This is a genomic window from Arthrobacter sp. V1I7, assembly GCF_030817015.1.
Lineage (GTDB): Bacteria > Actinomycetota > Actinomycetes > Actinomycetales > Micrococcaceae > Arthrobacter.
In genome coordinates this window covers 3,742,293-3,756,912 of sequence record NZ_JAUSYS010000001.1, presented here as the reverse complement: position 1 = coordinate 3,756,912, position 14,620 = coordinate 3,742,293, and the positions used below count along the sequence as shown (strand labels likewise).

The following is a 14,620-nucleotide window of genomic DNA, read 5'->3' as shown; positions in this document are numbered from 1 at the left end:
CGTAGTCTAGGGGGACGGATGTTTGATCAGCGAGTCTCGCCGCGTCTGGATGCAGCGACTGCCTTCGGGGACCGATGCCGGGGGACTGCAGTCCGATGACAGTTGAAGCCCTCGCCGCGCCCGATGAGCGGCTCCCCGAAGGCCCGACGGCGGCCACCGCACCCGCACTTTCCCCGGCTCCCGGCCCTGACGCCACCGCCGGCGCCGTGGTGGCCGGCGCGGCGGGGCCTGTCGCGTCAGGGATTGGCGCGGCGATGATTGGCGCGGCGGGAATTGGCAAGGCGATGGCCGGCGTGGCGGCCCTTGTCGGGGTCGTGGCGGGGAACGCCGGCGTGGCGGCCCCTATCGGGGTGCGCGCCCTTGAGCGCGGCATGATTCTAGTCACACTTCCCCCCAACGAGGAAATCGCGGGTGCCGAAGCACGGGTTGCCGGGGCGGCGGTCCGTGCCCTTGCCAACGGCAGGCGAGTGCCGGTGATGCTTGTCATTACCGGAGTAGTCGGAGTCAGCGTCGAGGCAAGGAAGGTTTACGTGTCATCCATTGCTGCCTCCGCCTTCGCCCTGGTCGGAGAAAGTCCGGTGGACCGCGTCATCGCGCACTATCTGCTGCGCTCGAAAACCGAGACGATTCCAGCGCAGTTCTTCACGTCCGAGGCCGAAGCACTCGAGTGGTTGGGGCAATACGCTAGTGAGCACTGATCCTCCGGACCCCAGACTGCATGCCCTTGTAGAGGGCATAGTCCGGATAGCCAGCGGTGACCTGAGCACCAGGATCCCGCACTCGGGTGCCCGGGACGACGTCGCTGCCGTCATTACCGGTATCAACCTCATGGCGGACGACCTGCAGACCATCTACCAGGAGCTCGAACAGCGCGTTGAGAGCCGCACGGCGATGCTGCGTGATGCCCAGGTTGAGCTTGAGCGGATGGCACTGACGGACCCGTTGACGCAACTGGCCAACCGAACGGCCCTCAATTCCGTGTTGAGCCATGCCCTTGCAGAGACCTCGAGGGGTGAGATGCCTCCGGCGCTGCTGATCCTCGATCTGGACTCGTTCAAGGGCATCAACGACACGCTGGGACACAGCGCGGGCGACGACGTCCTCCGGATGATCGCCCGGCGGCTGCAGGACTCGGTGCGCGAGACGGATACCGTCGCCCGCCTCGGCGGCGACGAGTTCGCCGTCATGCTGCCCAAATCGACACTCGTCCGGGCGCGGCGGGTGGCCAACAGGATCCTTAGGGCCCTCAGCGAGAGCCTCGACGTCGGGGACCTGCGGGTCACCTGTGGCACGAGCATCGGCCTGCGGGTTGCCGAGCCCGGGCAGTCGGTCGACGAACTGGTCATGGAAGCCGATACCGCCATGTATGCGGCCAAGGCCCAGCTACACGGCAGCATCAAGGTGTTCGAACCCGCCCTGCTGTACGCTCGCCGGCTCCAGAGCGTGATGATCACGGAAATGCGCGAAGCAATCCGCCAGGACCAGCTCACCCTGCACTACCAGCCGGTAGTGGAGCTCGCGAGCGGCAGGATCGAAGGCGTCGAGGCGCTCGTGCGGTGGAACCACCCAAGCCGAGGCCTGCTCATGCCGGACCAGTTCATTCCGCTGGCCGAAGAGACCGGCATGATCGTGGATCTTGGCCACTGGGTCCTCAGGACTGCGGTGCGTCAGCTGCGGGACTGGCAGCTAGAGCTGAATCTGGACCCCAGTTTCAACGTCCGGGTCAACATCTCGACCACCGAACTGCAAAACCTGGACCTGATCGAACACGTCCGCGACATCCTCCGTGAAACCGGCGTTGACGCGGCGAACCTCGTTGTCGAGCTGACCGAATCGATGGCTGTCAACGGCGGAGACGTGGACAAATACTCCCTGAGCGGGCTGCGGCGGCTCGGCGTGCAGCTGGAAATCGACGACTTCGGCACCGGCTATTCCTCCATCAGCTACCTCCGCAAACTGCCCGTCAACGTCGTTAAAATCGACCGCAGCCTGATCGACGGGCTGGGCGCCGACGAACAACAGGGGAACGTCGTCGAAGCGGTGCTGCACCTTATCCATGCGTGCGGCCTCAAGGCAGTCGCCGAAGGCATCGAGACGGCGGAGCAGGCCGCAGAGCTGGTACGGCTGGGCTGTGCCAGCGGCCAGGGCTACTACTTTGGCCGACCCGCCCCTGCCGCCAAACTCGCCGAGATGATCGGCCAAGGGAAATAGCGCCAGGCACAAAAAGCGGTGGGTATCGGACGTGAATCCGACACCCACCGCCAGGCTTGTTGCCCCCGAGACTAGACGCTCGGCTTGGCGTCCGGCCACCAGCCCGGACCTGCCTGCGGCTTGGCGTCCGGCCACCAGCCCGGACCTGCCACGGAAGTGTTGTCGGCGGTGCCGCCGGATGCCGAAACGGCTGCTGTGGCTGAAACGCCTGTAACAGCCAGCGCGCCGGCGACTAGGAGGATCGCGAGAGATTTCTTCATAAAATAACTCCTGATACTTACGTGGCTGATGTGACCCATGATGCGAGATCAGTATAGAAGCTCAAAGGCGCCAGCGGTTAAGAGTTAGTGGGCGAATTCGGAAGCCTGCGCTAACGCGGGTGAACTGCGCCAATCCTGCGCCAACCCTGTGCCGGTACTGCTTGTGCGCTCTGTTCAATTTCACTTCCGGGGCAACGGATAATGAATCATGCAACAAAACTCTGTCTCGCCCTCCTACGTCGCCGCAGAACTGCGCGCCCGCGACCAGTGGGCCAGCCACGATTATGGCGACGCCGCCACCAGCGCTGGCAGCGCTGCGGAGCTTGCCCTAAATGACGGCGACGCCGACTCGTGGTGGAATATGACGTTCTTTCGGGCCGAAAGCCTTCTGGCGGCCGGACAGTTCGAGGCATGCGCGGAGGTCGCCGAAGCGCTGATCCGCGAACCGCTCCCCACCGGCTTGCAACTGCAGGCGAGGGTACGCATTCTCCTGTCCAAGGCGTGGCAAGGGGCCGGTCTTCTCGAAAGGGCTGCGGACGAGGCGCGGGCGGGCGCCGAGCTGATGACAGACGAGGCCGACATCGAAATCAATGTGACGGCCCGCTTGGCTTTGATCGCAGCACTGGGCGAGAGTGGCCGGCTTGACGAGGCGTGGGCGGAGAGCCTTCATCTCGCGCAGATCATCTCGGTTGAAGTCGATGATCAGTTGCTGGGCAAGGCATATTGGGCCATCGGAAACGCCGCATTCCTGAACAGCAGAGTCGACGCCGGCCTTGAATACCACGAGCTGGCCGCAGCTACGTTTTCCCCCGCACGAAACCTGAATGTGTGGGCTAAATTCAACAACGCCTCGGCTGCCATGCGGCTCGCTGCGGATGTGGCCGACGCGGCCACCCTCCGCTGCATCGAACGGGCTGAACTGGCAACGGATGTCATTGGTGGAAGCGAAGAAATCCTCCTGCTGCTCAAGCTGAACCGAGGACACTGGAATTATCTGGCCGGGGACCCGGCAGCGGCGGTCGAGCTGCTGGAAGGTTTGTGCAGCAATGATGACGTCCTCCCACCGCAGACGATGGGGGAATCATGCCTCCTGCTTGGGCGGGCGTACAAGGCCCTGGGGAATGCCCCTGCAGCTGAGCGACACCTGTTGGAGGCCGCGCAGCACTTCGACAGGGCAGGCGCCCAGCAGCGTGCCGACCTGGCCCGGGGGTTCCTCGCAACCGAAGCCTGAGCGTGACGCCCGAGCGTGCCTGGCGGCCCGAGCGTGCTCATTCCGGGGGACATGCCCTCCGGGTCCCGCCACGGATGGACATAGTGGGACTATGTCCAGTGGTAGCGACGAGGGCTGGGCATGTCCCGTGGTGGTCGGGATTAGGGCTGGCATGTCCTGTGGTGCTCGGGATTAGGGCTGGGCATGTTCGGTGGTTTGGGCCGCGGGCGAGGAGGACTTCCGGCCCAGGAACACCGCTGCGGCACCGGTCAGGAGGCTGAGCACCAGCAGCACCCAACCGGCTACCGTGAGCCCGGACGCGAGAGCAACCTGGCCGGCGTCGACCGTCTCGGCGGACATCACGGCGTCAATGGCCGCATTGCCCCACAGCCGCACGGCGGCAAAGAGCAGCGGAACGGCCCAGAGCGCCCAGCGCAAGGGCTTTCGCGCCACGTTCGTTCCGATCAGCAGCAGCCAGCTGAAGCCGAAGATCAGGGGGAAGAGCGTGCCCGCCGTCTTATGAATGTAGTTGAGCTGCCCACGGGCGTCCTGATCCATTGCGGTTCGCAGCCGCTCCACGAAGCCCTGGTCGAAGCCTCCGATCAGAGAGTCCGGCATGGCCAGGCCGCCGGAGAGCTGGGTGAGCTGGTTCAGGGTGAGCAGGTGGAGGTACCAGAACAGGAACAGGCTGGCGACGACGCCGGCGATCAGGATCAAATTGCTGTTGCTTTGCGCTTTCTGCGGCGTCCGGCTGGTGCTGGGATTGATCACCGGCGGCAGCTCATGCTGTGGCACGACTGCTTTGGCGCCGTGCTTCTTGATTCGCTGTGCGGGAGTCTTGGCCATGGCTCCATTATCTCCCGGCCCAGCGGCCAGGCCGGCGCTGCCTGTTCACCGCCACCAGCCGCCGATAGGCTGGAACGCGTGACCGAACTAGGAAAACACCGGCTCGGCCGGCACAGCACTGCAGATCTGGACCCCGGAGTGGATGACTACCAACTCGCCGAAGCTCTCGTGCGGGAAGCCGGGCAGCTGGCACTGCTGATGAGGCAGGCCGGGCTGGAAAGCCAGCAGAAGACCTCCATCTCGGATGTTGTCACCGCCGCTGACCACGCCGCTGAGGCCTATGTCCTGGAACAGCTCCGGCGCTGCCGTCCAGACGACGGCATCCTCGGTGAGGAGGGCGCCTCCGTGGCGGGCACCAGCGGCCGCACCTGGGTTATCGACCCGGTAGATGGAACCTATAACTTCCTGCACGGATCGACATACTGGTGCTCGGCGATCGCGTTGAAAGACTCCTCCGGGGTGCTGCTGGGCGCGGTCTTCCAGCCGGAGGAGGACAAGCTTTGGCTGGGCGGGACCGCCCGGGCCGCGACGCTCAATGGGGAACGGCTGACCAGCTTCGCACCCCGTGGAGCCGACGGTTCGGGCCGCTCGAACATCCCGCTCGCGGAACTCGGAGCCGCCACCTACATCCATCCCAGCTGGCTCGCGGATCCGATGTGCGCGATGCCGTGGCATGCCGCTGCAACGTCCGCCGCGGCGCTGCGGATGTTCGGCTCGGGCTCGTGCGACCTCAGCCGCGTGGCCGACGGAGAGCTGGGCTGCTGGTTCCAGCACAGCTGTCCGGAATGGGACTGGCTACCCGGGAAGGCGATCGTCCTCGCCGCCGGGGGTGCGGCCGACGTCGTCCGGGTCAACGGACTCGAATGGTTCCTCGCGGGAGGAACGACGGCGGTGCAGGAGCTCCGTGCCGCCCTCGAATCAGGCTCCGTCGGCTAGCACCTGCCGTTACACACGCCGCCCGTGAACACGCACCCTGCCCGTGGGACATGCCCATTCTTGGCCACGGGGCATGGACATGGTGCCGCTATGTCCAGTGGTCGCAGACAGGGGCGGGCATGTTCATCCGGGGCCGGTCGCGCCATGGGCATGTCCCATGCAGCGGGCCAGAAGGGGACATGCCCAAACCTGCGCCCGAGTCCTGCAAGCCCGGCATGCATGCAAAGTCTCGGTGTGCGCTGGACATGCTTCATTCCTCGGCGCCACGTCCCCACGGGACATGCTCATTCCTCGCCACCGCCACCGCCACGGGACATGCTCATTCCTCGGCGCCACCGCCACCGCCACCGCCACGGGACATGCTCATTCCTCGCCACCGCCACCGCCACCGCCACGGGACATGCTCATTCCTCGGCGCCACCGCCACCTCCACCGCCACCTCCCGCCACGGGACATGCTCATTCCTCGGCGCCACCGCCACCTCCACCGCCACCTCCCGCCACGGGACATGCTCATTCCTCGGCACCACCGCCGTGGGACATGCGCATTCTTGGCTGCGAGGACTGGACATAGTGGGCACATGTCCACTGGCTGCAGGCAGGGGAGGGCATGTCCCGAGGGGCGGACGCCGCTGTCAGCGGCACCGCCTAGACTTGTTAACACCATGGATATGTTGTTTGCCCCTTTCGCCGACGGACCCTTCCAAGCTGCCTCCAGGACGGCGATGGCCACCAAATCCTCCGCCGGAACAGGCACGGCAGCCGTGGGTTCCGGTGCCGGATGGATGCCCAAGGGCTCCGACCGCGGGCACGCAGGGGACCCGGACCGGCCCCAGCTCCCCGGCGCCGACGAGCTCCTGGTGGGCCTGAACCCGCAGCAGGAAGAAGCGGTCAAGCACGCCGGCGGTGCCCTGCTGATCGTCGCCGGCGCCGGCTCGGGCAAGACCCGCGTTCTGAGTAACCGCATCGCCTACCTCATCGCCACCCGGCGGGCGCACCACGGCGAGATCCTCGCGATCACCTTCACCAACAAGGCCGCGGCCGAAATGCGGGAGCGGGTCGAGGCCCTGGTTGGCGGCCGGGCCAAGACGATGTGGATCTCCACGTTCCACTCCTCCTGTGTCCGGATCCTGCGCCGCGAAGCCAAGAATGTCGGCCTGAACTCCAACTTCTCGATCTACGATTCTGCTGACTCACTGCGCCTGATCACGCTCGTGGCCAAGAACCTGGACATTGACCCGAAGCGCTTCGCCCCCAAGGCGATCCGGCACAAGATTTCGGCACTCAAGAACGAGCTGATCGACGCCGACAGCTACTCCTCCAGCGCCAACTACAACGACCCCTTCGAGCGGGCTGTCGCCGAGGTCTTCGAGGGCTACACGCAGCGACTGCGCCAGGCCAACGCCATGGACTTCGATGACCTGATCGCCGAGACCGTCTACATGTTCCGGGCCTTCCCGGCGCTCGCCGACTCCTACCGGCGCCGCTTCCGGCACGTCCTGGTCGACGAATACCAGGACACCAACCACGCCCAGTACGCCCTGGTCCGCGAGATCGTCGGCGAAGGCCCCGGCGCCGCCGAACTGACGGTCGTCGGCGATTCCGATCAGTCCATCTACGCCTTCCGCGGTGCGGACATCCGCAACATAGTGGAGTTCGAAAAGGACTACCCGGACGCCCGGACCATCAAGCTGGAACAGAACTACCGCTCCACCCAGACCATCCTCAGCGCCGCCAACTCGGTCATCTCCCGCAACCCCAATCGGCCGGAGAAGCGCCTCTGGACGGCGGAGGGCGACGGCGAGAAGATCGTCGGCTATGTCGGCGAGAACGAACACGACGAAGCCCAGTTCATCGCCAAGGAAATCGACCGGCTGCAGGACGAGGGCGAGCTGCGCCCCGGCGACGTCGCCATCTTCTACCGCACCAACGCCCAGTCCCGCTCGATCGAGGACGTGCTGGTGCGGGTCGGGCTCCCGTACAAGGTGGTCGGCGGAACCCGCTTCTACGAGCGCAAGGAAATCAAGGACGCGCTCGCCTACCTCCGGGTGCTGGTCAACCCGGACGACGACGTCAACCTGCGCCGCATCCTCAATGAGCCCAAACGCGGCATCGGCGACCGGGCCGAAGGGGCAGTGGCCTCCCTCGCGCAGCGCGACCGGATCTCCTTTATGGCAGCCGCCCGCCGCGCCGACAAGGCTCCCGGCATGGCGACCCGTTCCGTCAACGCAGTACAGGGCTTCATAAAGCTGCTTGACGACCTCGCCGAGGTGGCCACCGGGTCGGGGGCGGCCGCAGCCCTGGAAGCAGTCCTCGAACAAACCGGCTATCTCGCAACGCTGCGGTCCAGCACCGACCCGCAGGACGAGTCCCGGGTGGAGAACCTCGCCGAGCTCGTCGCCGTCGTACGCGAATACGAGCGCGATAACCCGGAAGGGTCGCTCGGGGCCTTCCTGGAAGGGGTCTCCCTCGTGGCCGACGCCGACCAGATCCCGGATGCGCCGGCGGGGACCGCCGACGAGCTGGCTGCCGCCGTCGCCGAAGCCAAGCGGCTCGGCGTCGTGACCCTGATGACCCTGCACACGGCCAAGGGCCTGGAATTCCCGGTGGTGTTCCTGACCGGCATGGAGCACGGGCTGTTCCCGCACCAGCGCTCCGCCACCGACCCGAAGGAACTGGCGGAGGAACGCCGGCTGGCCTACGTCGGCCTGACCCGGGCCCGGAAGCGCCTGTACCTGACCCGTTCCGAGGTGCGCAGCATGTGGGGCCAAAGCCAGTACAACCCGGCCAGCCAGTTCATCGAGGAGATCCCGGCCGAGCTTGTGGAGTGGAAGCGGGAAGGCTCCTCCCGGCAGAGCGGCGGCTGGGGGAGCGGTGCCGCCGTCGGTTCCAGCCGCTACGGCGGATCGTTCTGGGGCGCCGGCACTGCCCGCGGCGCGGAGGCCAGCCCGTCAGCGGGCTTCAACGCCGACGTCCCGGCCGCCATCGCCAAGAACCGGGTGCAGCCGCAGAAGGAAGTCGTTGCCGTCAGCGTGGGGGACAAGGTCAACCACACGAGCTTCGGCAACGGCACCGTCCTGGCCGTCGAAGGCGCCGGCGACAAGACGGTGGCCAAGGTGAAGTTCGACGTCGGCGAGAAGCGGCTCCTGCTGCGCTACGCCCCGCTCACCAAAATCGACGTGTAACCACCTAACCGATGCGCTTCGCTCGCCAGGGCGGCGCCGCCTGCGGAAACGTCTGGGGGCAGTGTTTTCGTCCCCGGACGAGACGGTTACGAATCAATCTGCGACGCCGGGAAACGAACGTCCCCGGCGCCGCCGGAGGCCTCAAAAACCCCGTAATCTAGCTGTTTTTCTACGCTCCATAGAATAGTGTCGTTACTCACATAACCGGTACTCTGGAACGGGCTCCTCGAAAGAAAGGGCTAGAGTTCGAAAGAGGAGCATTGCGCCGTGTGGCTCGTTTCCAAGCCTGTCGCAGGGTGCGTTTATTCCGCAGCCCGGTAACCGCGAGAACGTGGGGTCCGGCTGTACAGAAACTACTTCGACGTAGAAGGACACTAAACCGTGGACCTGTTTGAATATCAGGCGCGCGATATGTTCGAGGCGCACGGTGTACCCGTGCTTGCTGGCATCGTGGCGCACACCCCTGAAGAAGCAAAGGCAGCTGCCGAGAAAATCGGCGGCGTAACTGTCGTAAAGGCCCAGGTCAAGGCCGGAGGCCGCGGCAAAGCCGGCGGCGTCAAGGTCGTCAAGACCGCCGACGAGGCATTTGAACACTCCACCAACATCCTCGGCATGGACATCAAGGGCCACACCGTCCACCGTGTCATGGTTGCCCAGGGTGCGGACATCGCCGAGGAATACTACTTCTCCGTCCTGCTGGACCGGGCAAACCGCAACTACCTGGCCATGTGCTCGGTTGAAGGCGGCATGGAAATCGAGCAGCTCGCCGTTGAGCGGCCCGAAGCCCTGGCCAAGATCGCGATCGACCCGGCCGTCGGCATCGACCAGGCCAAGGCCGACGAAATCGTCGCCGCTGCAGGCTTCGCGGCGGAACTGCGCGGCCAGGTCGCCGGCGTAATCCTGAAGCTCTGGGACGTTTTCAAGAAGGAAGACGCCACCCTCGTGGAGGTCAACCCGCTGGTCCTGACCGGGGCGGGCGACATCGTTGCGCTCGACGGCAAGGTCTCCCTCGACGAGAACGCCGACTTCCGCCACCCCAAGCACGCCCACCTTGAAGACAAGGACGCTGCTGACCCGCTGGAGGCCAAGGCCAAGGCGCAGGACCTCAATTACGTCAAGCTGGACGGCGAAGTCGGCATCATCGGTAACGGCGCCGGCCTGGTCATGTCCACGCTCGACGTCGTCGCTTACGCCGGCGAGAACCACGGCAACGTCAAGCCCGCCAACTTCCTGGACATCGGCGGTGGAGCTTCCGCCGAGGTCATGGCAGCAGGCCTCGACGTCATCCTGGGTGACCCGCAGGTCAAGTCCGTCTTCGTCAACGTCTTCGGCGGCATCACCGCCTGCGACGCCGTCGCCAAGGGCATCGTCGGTGCACTGGCCGAGCTGGGCCACTCCGCGAACAAGCCGCTGGTAGTCCGCCTCGACGGCAACAACGTTGAGGAAGGCCGCCGCATCCTGGCCGAGGCCAACCACCCGCTGGTCACTCTGGCCGCCACCATGGACGAGGGCGCCGACAAGGCTGCCGAGCTCGCCAACTCGAAGTAAGCACCGGGAAGTAAGGCGACTTAATCATGTCTATTTATCTGAACAAGGACTCCAAGGTCATCGTCCAGGGCATCACCGGCGGCGAAGGCACCAAGCACACCGCCCTGATGCTGAAGGCCGGCACCAACGTTGTTGGCGGCGTCAACGCCCGTAAGGCCGGCACCACGGTCCTGCACGGCGACACCGAGATCACAGTCTTCGGCACCGTCAAGGAAGCCATGGCCGAGACCGGCGCTGACGTTTCCATCGTCTTCGTCCCGCCGGCGTTCACCAAGGACGCCGTCGTCGAGGCCATCGAGGCCGGCATCGGCCTGGTCGTCGTCATCACCGAAGGCGTGCCGGTCCAGGACTCTGCCGAGTTCTGGGCACTGGCCCAGTCCAAGGTCGACGCCAACGGCAAGCAGGTCACCCGCATCATCGGACCGAACTGCCCCGGCATCATCACCCCGGGGGAGGCCCTCGTCGGCATCACCCCGGCGAACATCACGGGCAAGGGCCCCATCGGCCTCGTCTCCAAATCGGGCACCCTGACCTACCAGATGATGTACGAACTGCGCGACCTCGGCTTCTCCACCGCCATCGGCATCGGCGGCGACCCGGTCATCGGCACCACCCACATCGATGCCCTCGAGGCGTTCGAAGCCGACCCGGAGACCAAGGCGATCGTCATGATCGGCGAAATCGGCGGCGACGCCGAGGAACGTGCCGCCGACTACATCAAGGCACATGTCACCAAGCCGGTCGTCGGCTACGTGGCAGGCTTCACCGCTCCGGAAGGCAAGACCATGGGCCACGCAGGCGCCATCGTCTCGGGTTCCGCGGGCACCGCGCAGGCCAAGAAGGAAGCCCTCGAGGCTGCCGGCGTCAAGGTCGGCAAGACGCCGTCCGAGACCGCCAAGCTCCTGCGCGAAGTCTTCGCCACCCTCTAGGTCCGCAGCACCAAAGCAGCACCGCAGCGCGGGGTCACTGACTGCCCACTCCACAACGAGGATGGGCGCAAGTGACCCCGCGTTGTTTGTTTAAGCACGACGGCGGCTGCTCGCCTTCCCCGGGAAGGTGAGCAGCCGCCGTCGAACTTTAAGCGCAAATCAATTTAGAAGGGGACGCCGCATTTAAGCAGAACGTTGGCATACGGGGTTGCCTCGCCCGTCCGGATGAACAGTTTGGCAGAGCCGGACAGCTCCTTGAGCTCCTGGTGGCTGACGTGGCTCACCTGCTCAAAGCGGCTGCTGACCCACCCTTCCGCCTCGGTGCCGCGGACCTCCTGGGCCATGACGCTGTCTTCAAAGACGAGATCGTCAAGGAGAGCAGTCAGTACTTGTTCGAAGCGGGGCACACCATGGACCAGTGCCAGATCCACCACCGGAACACCGGCGGGCGCCGGCATGCCGCAGTCCGCCAACAGCACCAGATCTCCGTGCCCCAGGCGGCTCAAGGCCGCGTTGAGCTCGGCATGCAGAATTCCGCCGCGCTTCACTGCGCCGGCTCCGGAAGGAGATCGGACAGCTTCGGGTACGAAGGCTGGGTTCCGTGGCCCTGCACCGCGAAGGCGCCGACTTTGGCCGCAAAGGCCGAAGCGTCCAGCAGCGACTCTCCGGCAGCCAGGCGGACGCTGAGCGCGCCGACAAATGCATCGCCTGCGCCGGAGCTGTCCACAGCGCTGACCCGCGGGGCAGGCACGAGGAAGGTGCCGGCGTCGTCCGAACAAATCGCGCCGAGGGGGCCTCTGGTCAGCACGACTGAAGCGATGCCCTGCGACCGGAGCGCACCGACGAGTTCCTCGTCGTCAGCCGGTGCCACGGCACCGGGAGTCAACTGTGCAAGTACCAATGCGCCCTCGTGTTCATTGACCACCAGGGGATTTGCCGAGCGGATGACGGCAGCGTCAATGGACACAACCGGAGCCAGATTCAAGAGCACCCGGCCCGACGCCAGCGCGGCCGCCGCCGCGATTCCGGCGGCCGGGATTTCACCTTGCAGAACCACGACGGCGGCTTCCGCTATCTGCGCCGCAGCAGCCTGAACGGCTTGAGCGTCCATCGAGGCGTTGGCCCCGGGGATGACCACGATGGTGTTTTCGCCGCCGTCCGCTACACAGATGAGCGCCAGTCCGGTTGGCCCGTCCACAGTCCTGAGGGCACCGAGATCCACGCCCGCCTTGCTCAGCAGGCTTGTGGCAAGGGCGGCGCCTGAATCGTTTCCCACCGCTCCGACGAGGCGCACCGTGGCCCCTAACTGAGCGGCGGCCACGGCCTGGTTGGCGCCCTTGCCGCCGGGCAGCAGCATAATGGAGCTGCCCAGCAGGGTCTCGCCCGGGAGTGGATGACGCTCAACCCGGACCACCTGATCAATGTTGATGGAACCGACTACGGTGACTTTCCCGGCCTGCTGTTCTGTCACTTGCTGAATTCGCCAACGTTGGCTTTGTTCACGGTGACAACGCTTACCGGTACGGTCGCTTCAACGTTTTCACCCTTGACGATCTTGGCGATCTGCTCGACTGCCAGCTGCCCCAATTTCGCCGGCTGCTGGGCAATACTGGCGACCAGGGTGCCCTTCTTGATGGCTGCAAGCCCATCCGTGGTTCCGTCAAAGCCTACGACCTTGACGTCGGCACCTGCTTTGGCGCCGAGAGCCTGGACTGCGCCCAAAGCCATTTCGTCATTCTCGGCGAAAACACCGGTGACGCCGGGGTTGGCCTGCAACAGGTTGGTGGTGACATCCAGGGCCGCAGTCCGGTCAAAGTTGGCGGTCTGCTGAGCCACGATCTTGATGTCCGGGAATGCCTTCATGCCCTCAGTGAAACCGGCGCCGCGGTCGCGGCTGGCGGAGGTTCCGGCAACACCCTGGAGGACGATGATGCTGCCCTTCTCGCCCAATGCAGTGGCGAGTTCAATGGCAGCCTGCTTGCCGCCGGCGACGTTGTCGCTGGCCACGAGCGAGCTCAGGGTCACGCCGTTAACCGTGCGGTCCACGGCCACGACTGGAATGCTTGCCTTGGTCAGGGCCGATACGGATGTCGAGGCCGCGTCTGAATCGACCGGGTTGACGATCACGGCTTTCGCGCCGGCCGTCTGGGCGTTGGCCAGCTGATTGGCCTGGGTGGCTGAATCGTTCTGGGCATCAACAACATCCAGCTGGATGTTGGCCGTCTTAGCAGCGGCCAAGGCGCCATCGCGGACCTCAACAAAGAACGGGTTGTTCAAGGTGGAAAGGGCCAGAACTGCTTTCGGATTGCTGCCGGTGGCAGAATCGCCGCCTCGGTTGCAGGCGGTGGCTCCTGTGAGGAGCATTGCGGCAGTGGCTGCAAGGGCCACAGTGCGGGGGAGTGAGAGCTTCATTGTTCTTTCCTCTTTTTTCTTGGGGAGGTTGTTTGCTGCGGGGGGATGAATGTCGTGGGAGGTTGCTAACTGGAGCGGGTTTTACGGCGAAGAACGTCGATGCCGACGGCCAGGGCAATGACCAGGCCGATCACTACCTGCTGCCAGAACGATGTGACGTTCAGCAGGTTCAGGCCATTGCGGATGACCACGAGCACGAGTGCTCCGACGATGGTTCCGGAGATTCTCCCGAGACCACCTGCCAGCGATGCTCCACCGATGACGACGGCGGCAATGGCGTCAAGTTCATAGCCCGCAGCAGCCTGCGGCTGGGCTGAGTCCAAGCGGCCGGCGAGCAGCAGGCCGGCCAAGGCAGCGAACAGCCCGGCCAAAGCGAACACGGTCACCGTGATTTGCTTGACTGGCAGGCCGGAAAGCCTGGCAGCCTCGGCATTGCCGCCAACGGCATACATGGAGCGGCCAATGACCATTCGGTTCAGGATGAAGGAGGCGATTCCGGCAGCGATGACCATCACAATGATGGGTGTGGGGACGGGGCCAATGCTTCCGCCGAGAAAGGAAACTTCCGGAGCGGTTCTGATCGGCTTTCCGTCCGAGATGACGAGCGTCAGGCCGCGGGCGATGCTGAGCATGGCCAAAGTGGCGATGAACGATGGCAGTTTTCCGTAGGAACTGGCAAGGCCGCTGACCATGCCAACCACCAGGCCCGTCAGCAGGCCGATCAAGAGTGCGAGCCCGCCAGGGAGTCCCGAGGAAACGAACATGTATCCGGAGACCATGGCGCTGAGGGCTGCTACTGAGCCCACTGAAAGGTCAATCCCGCCGGCCACAATGACGAAGGTCATGCCGAACGCGAGGATGGCAACGGTGGAAACCTGAATGCCGATATTCAGGAGGTTCGGGCCGGTGAGGAAATCCGGGGTGATGATGAACAGCGCGAGGGCCAGGACCAACAGGCCCACCAGGGCGCCATTGTTGGCCAGGAACTTCTTGATGTCGAAGCCTGGCTTAGGCCGGGCCTGGGAGGCTATGGACATTGTGGTTTTCCTTGTCTGGTTTGGCGCATCTTGTGGCTTCAGTGGGG

Annotated in this window: 13 protein-coding genes; 7 read left to right on the top strand and 6 right to left on the bottom strand. The window is 65.0% G+C overall.

Annotation, left to right across the window (positions count from 1 at the left end; genetic code table 11):
• Positions 1-95: 95 nt before the first annotated feature.
• A complete protein-coding gene (locus QFZ69_RS17210; protein ID WP_306913069.1) occupies positions 96-698 on the top strand; it encodes a hypothetical protein in 603 nt (200 codons plus the stop codon).
• Positions 688-2,211 (top strand): bifunctional diguanylate cyclase/phosphodiesterase, encoded by a 1,524-nt coding sequence (locus tag QFZ69_RS17205; protein ID WP_306913066.1) that lies wholly within the window; start codon positions 688-690, stop codon positions 2,209-2,211. The genes QFZ69_RS17210 and QFZ69_RS17205 overlap by 11 nt, the downstream gene beginning before the upstream one ends.
• A gap of 71 nt (positions 2,212-2,282) precedes the next feature.
• Here the strand turns inward: QFZ69_RS17205 and QFZ69_RS17200 are convergent, their stop codons facing one another.
• Positions 2,283-2,471, bottom strand: a complete 189-nt coding sequence (locus tag QFZ69_RS17200; RefSeq protein WP_306913065.1) for a hypothetical protein — start codon at positions 2,469-2,471, stop codon at positions 2,283-2,285.
• 208 nt (positions 2,472-2,679) lie between these two features.
• On the opposite strand from QFZ69_RS17200, the gene QFZ69_RS17195 reads away from it, so the two are divergent.
• A complete protein-coding gene (locus QFZ69_RS17195) occupies positions 2,680-3,702 on the top strand; it encodes a hypothetical protein (protein WP_306913063.1) in 1,023 nt (340 codons plus the stop codon).
• Positions 3,703-3,873: 171 nt separating this feature from the next.
• Here the strand turns inward: QFZ69_RS17195 and QFZ69_RS17190 are convergent, their stop codons facing one another.
• A complete protein-coding gene (locus QFZ69_RS17190) occupies positions 3,874-4,527 on the bottom strand; it encodes a hypothetical protein (RefSeq protein ID WP_306913062.1) in 654 nt (217 codons plus the stop codon).
• A 78-nt stretch (positions 4,528-4,605) separates the two neighbouring features.
• Here QFZ69_RS17190 and QFZ69_RS17185 point away from each other — a divergent pair, with 78 nt between their 5' ends.
• From QFZ69_RS17185 to sucD, 4 genes are all read left to right on the top strand, one after another.
• Positions 4,606-5,463: an inositol monophosphatase family protein gene (locus QFZ69_RS17185; protein WP_306913060.1), complete on the top strand. Its 858-nt coding sequence runs from the start codon at positions 4,606-4,608 to the stop codon at positions 5,461-5,463.
• Between the two features lie 670 nt (positions 5,464-6,133).
• Complete coding sequence (gene pcrA, locus QFZ69_RS17180; RefSeq protein ID WP_373461715.1) at positions 6,134-8,647, top strand: DNA helicase PcrA; 2,514 nt, start codon at positions 6,134-6,136, stop codon at positions 8,645-8,647.
• Between the two features lie 381 nt (positions 8,648-9,028).
• Positions 9,029-10,195: an ADP-forming succinate--CoA ligase subunit beta gene (sucC, locus tag QFZ69_RS17175; protein ID WP_306913056.1), complete on the top strand. Its 1,167-nt coding sequence runs from the start codon at positions 9,029-9,031 to the stop codon at positions 10,193-10,195.
• Positions 10,196-10,221: 26 nt separating this feature from the next.
• Positions 10,222-11,124 (top strand): succinate--CoA ligase subunit alpha, encoded by a 903-nt coding sequence (gene sucD, locus QFZ69_RS17170; RefSeq protein WP_018776033.1) that lies wholly within the window; start codon positions 10,222-10,224, stop codon positions 11,122-11,124.
• A gap of 164 nt (positions 11,125-11,288) precedes the next feature.
• Here sucD and rbsD read toward each other — a convergent pair whose 3' ends face one another.
• From rbsD to QFZ69_RS17150, 4 genes are all read right to left on the bottom strand, one after another.
• A complete protein-coding gene (gene rbsD / locus QFZ69_RS17165; RefSeq protein WP_306913051.1) occupies positions 11,289-11,672 on the bottom strand; it encodes a D-ribose pyranase in 384 nt (127 codons plus the stop codon).
• Positions 11,669-12,595 carry a ribokinase gene (locus QFZ69_RS17160; protein WP_306913049.1) on the bottom strand — a complete coding sequence of 309 codons (927 nt, stop codon included), beginning with the start codon at positions 12,593-12,595 and terminating at the stop codon, positions 11,669-11,671. The genes rbsD and QFZ69_RS17160 overlap by 4 nt, the downstream gene beginning before the upstream one ends.
• Entirely contained in the window at positions 12,592-13,536 is a 945-nt protein-coding gene (locus QFZ69_RS17155; RefSeq protein WP_306913047.1) for a substrate-binding domain-containing protein, read from the bottom strand. The genes QFZ69_RS17160 and QFZ69_RS17155 overlap by 4 nt, the downstream gene beginning before the upstream one ends.
• A gap of 65 nt (positions 13,537-13,601) precedes the next feature.
• Entirely contained in the window at positions 13,602-14,573 is a 972-nt protein-coding gene (locus QFZ69_RS17150) for an ABC transporter permease (RefSeq protein ID WP_306913045.1), read from the bottom strand.
• Positions 14,574-14,620: the final 47 nt, after the last annotated feature.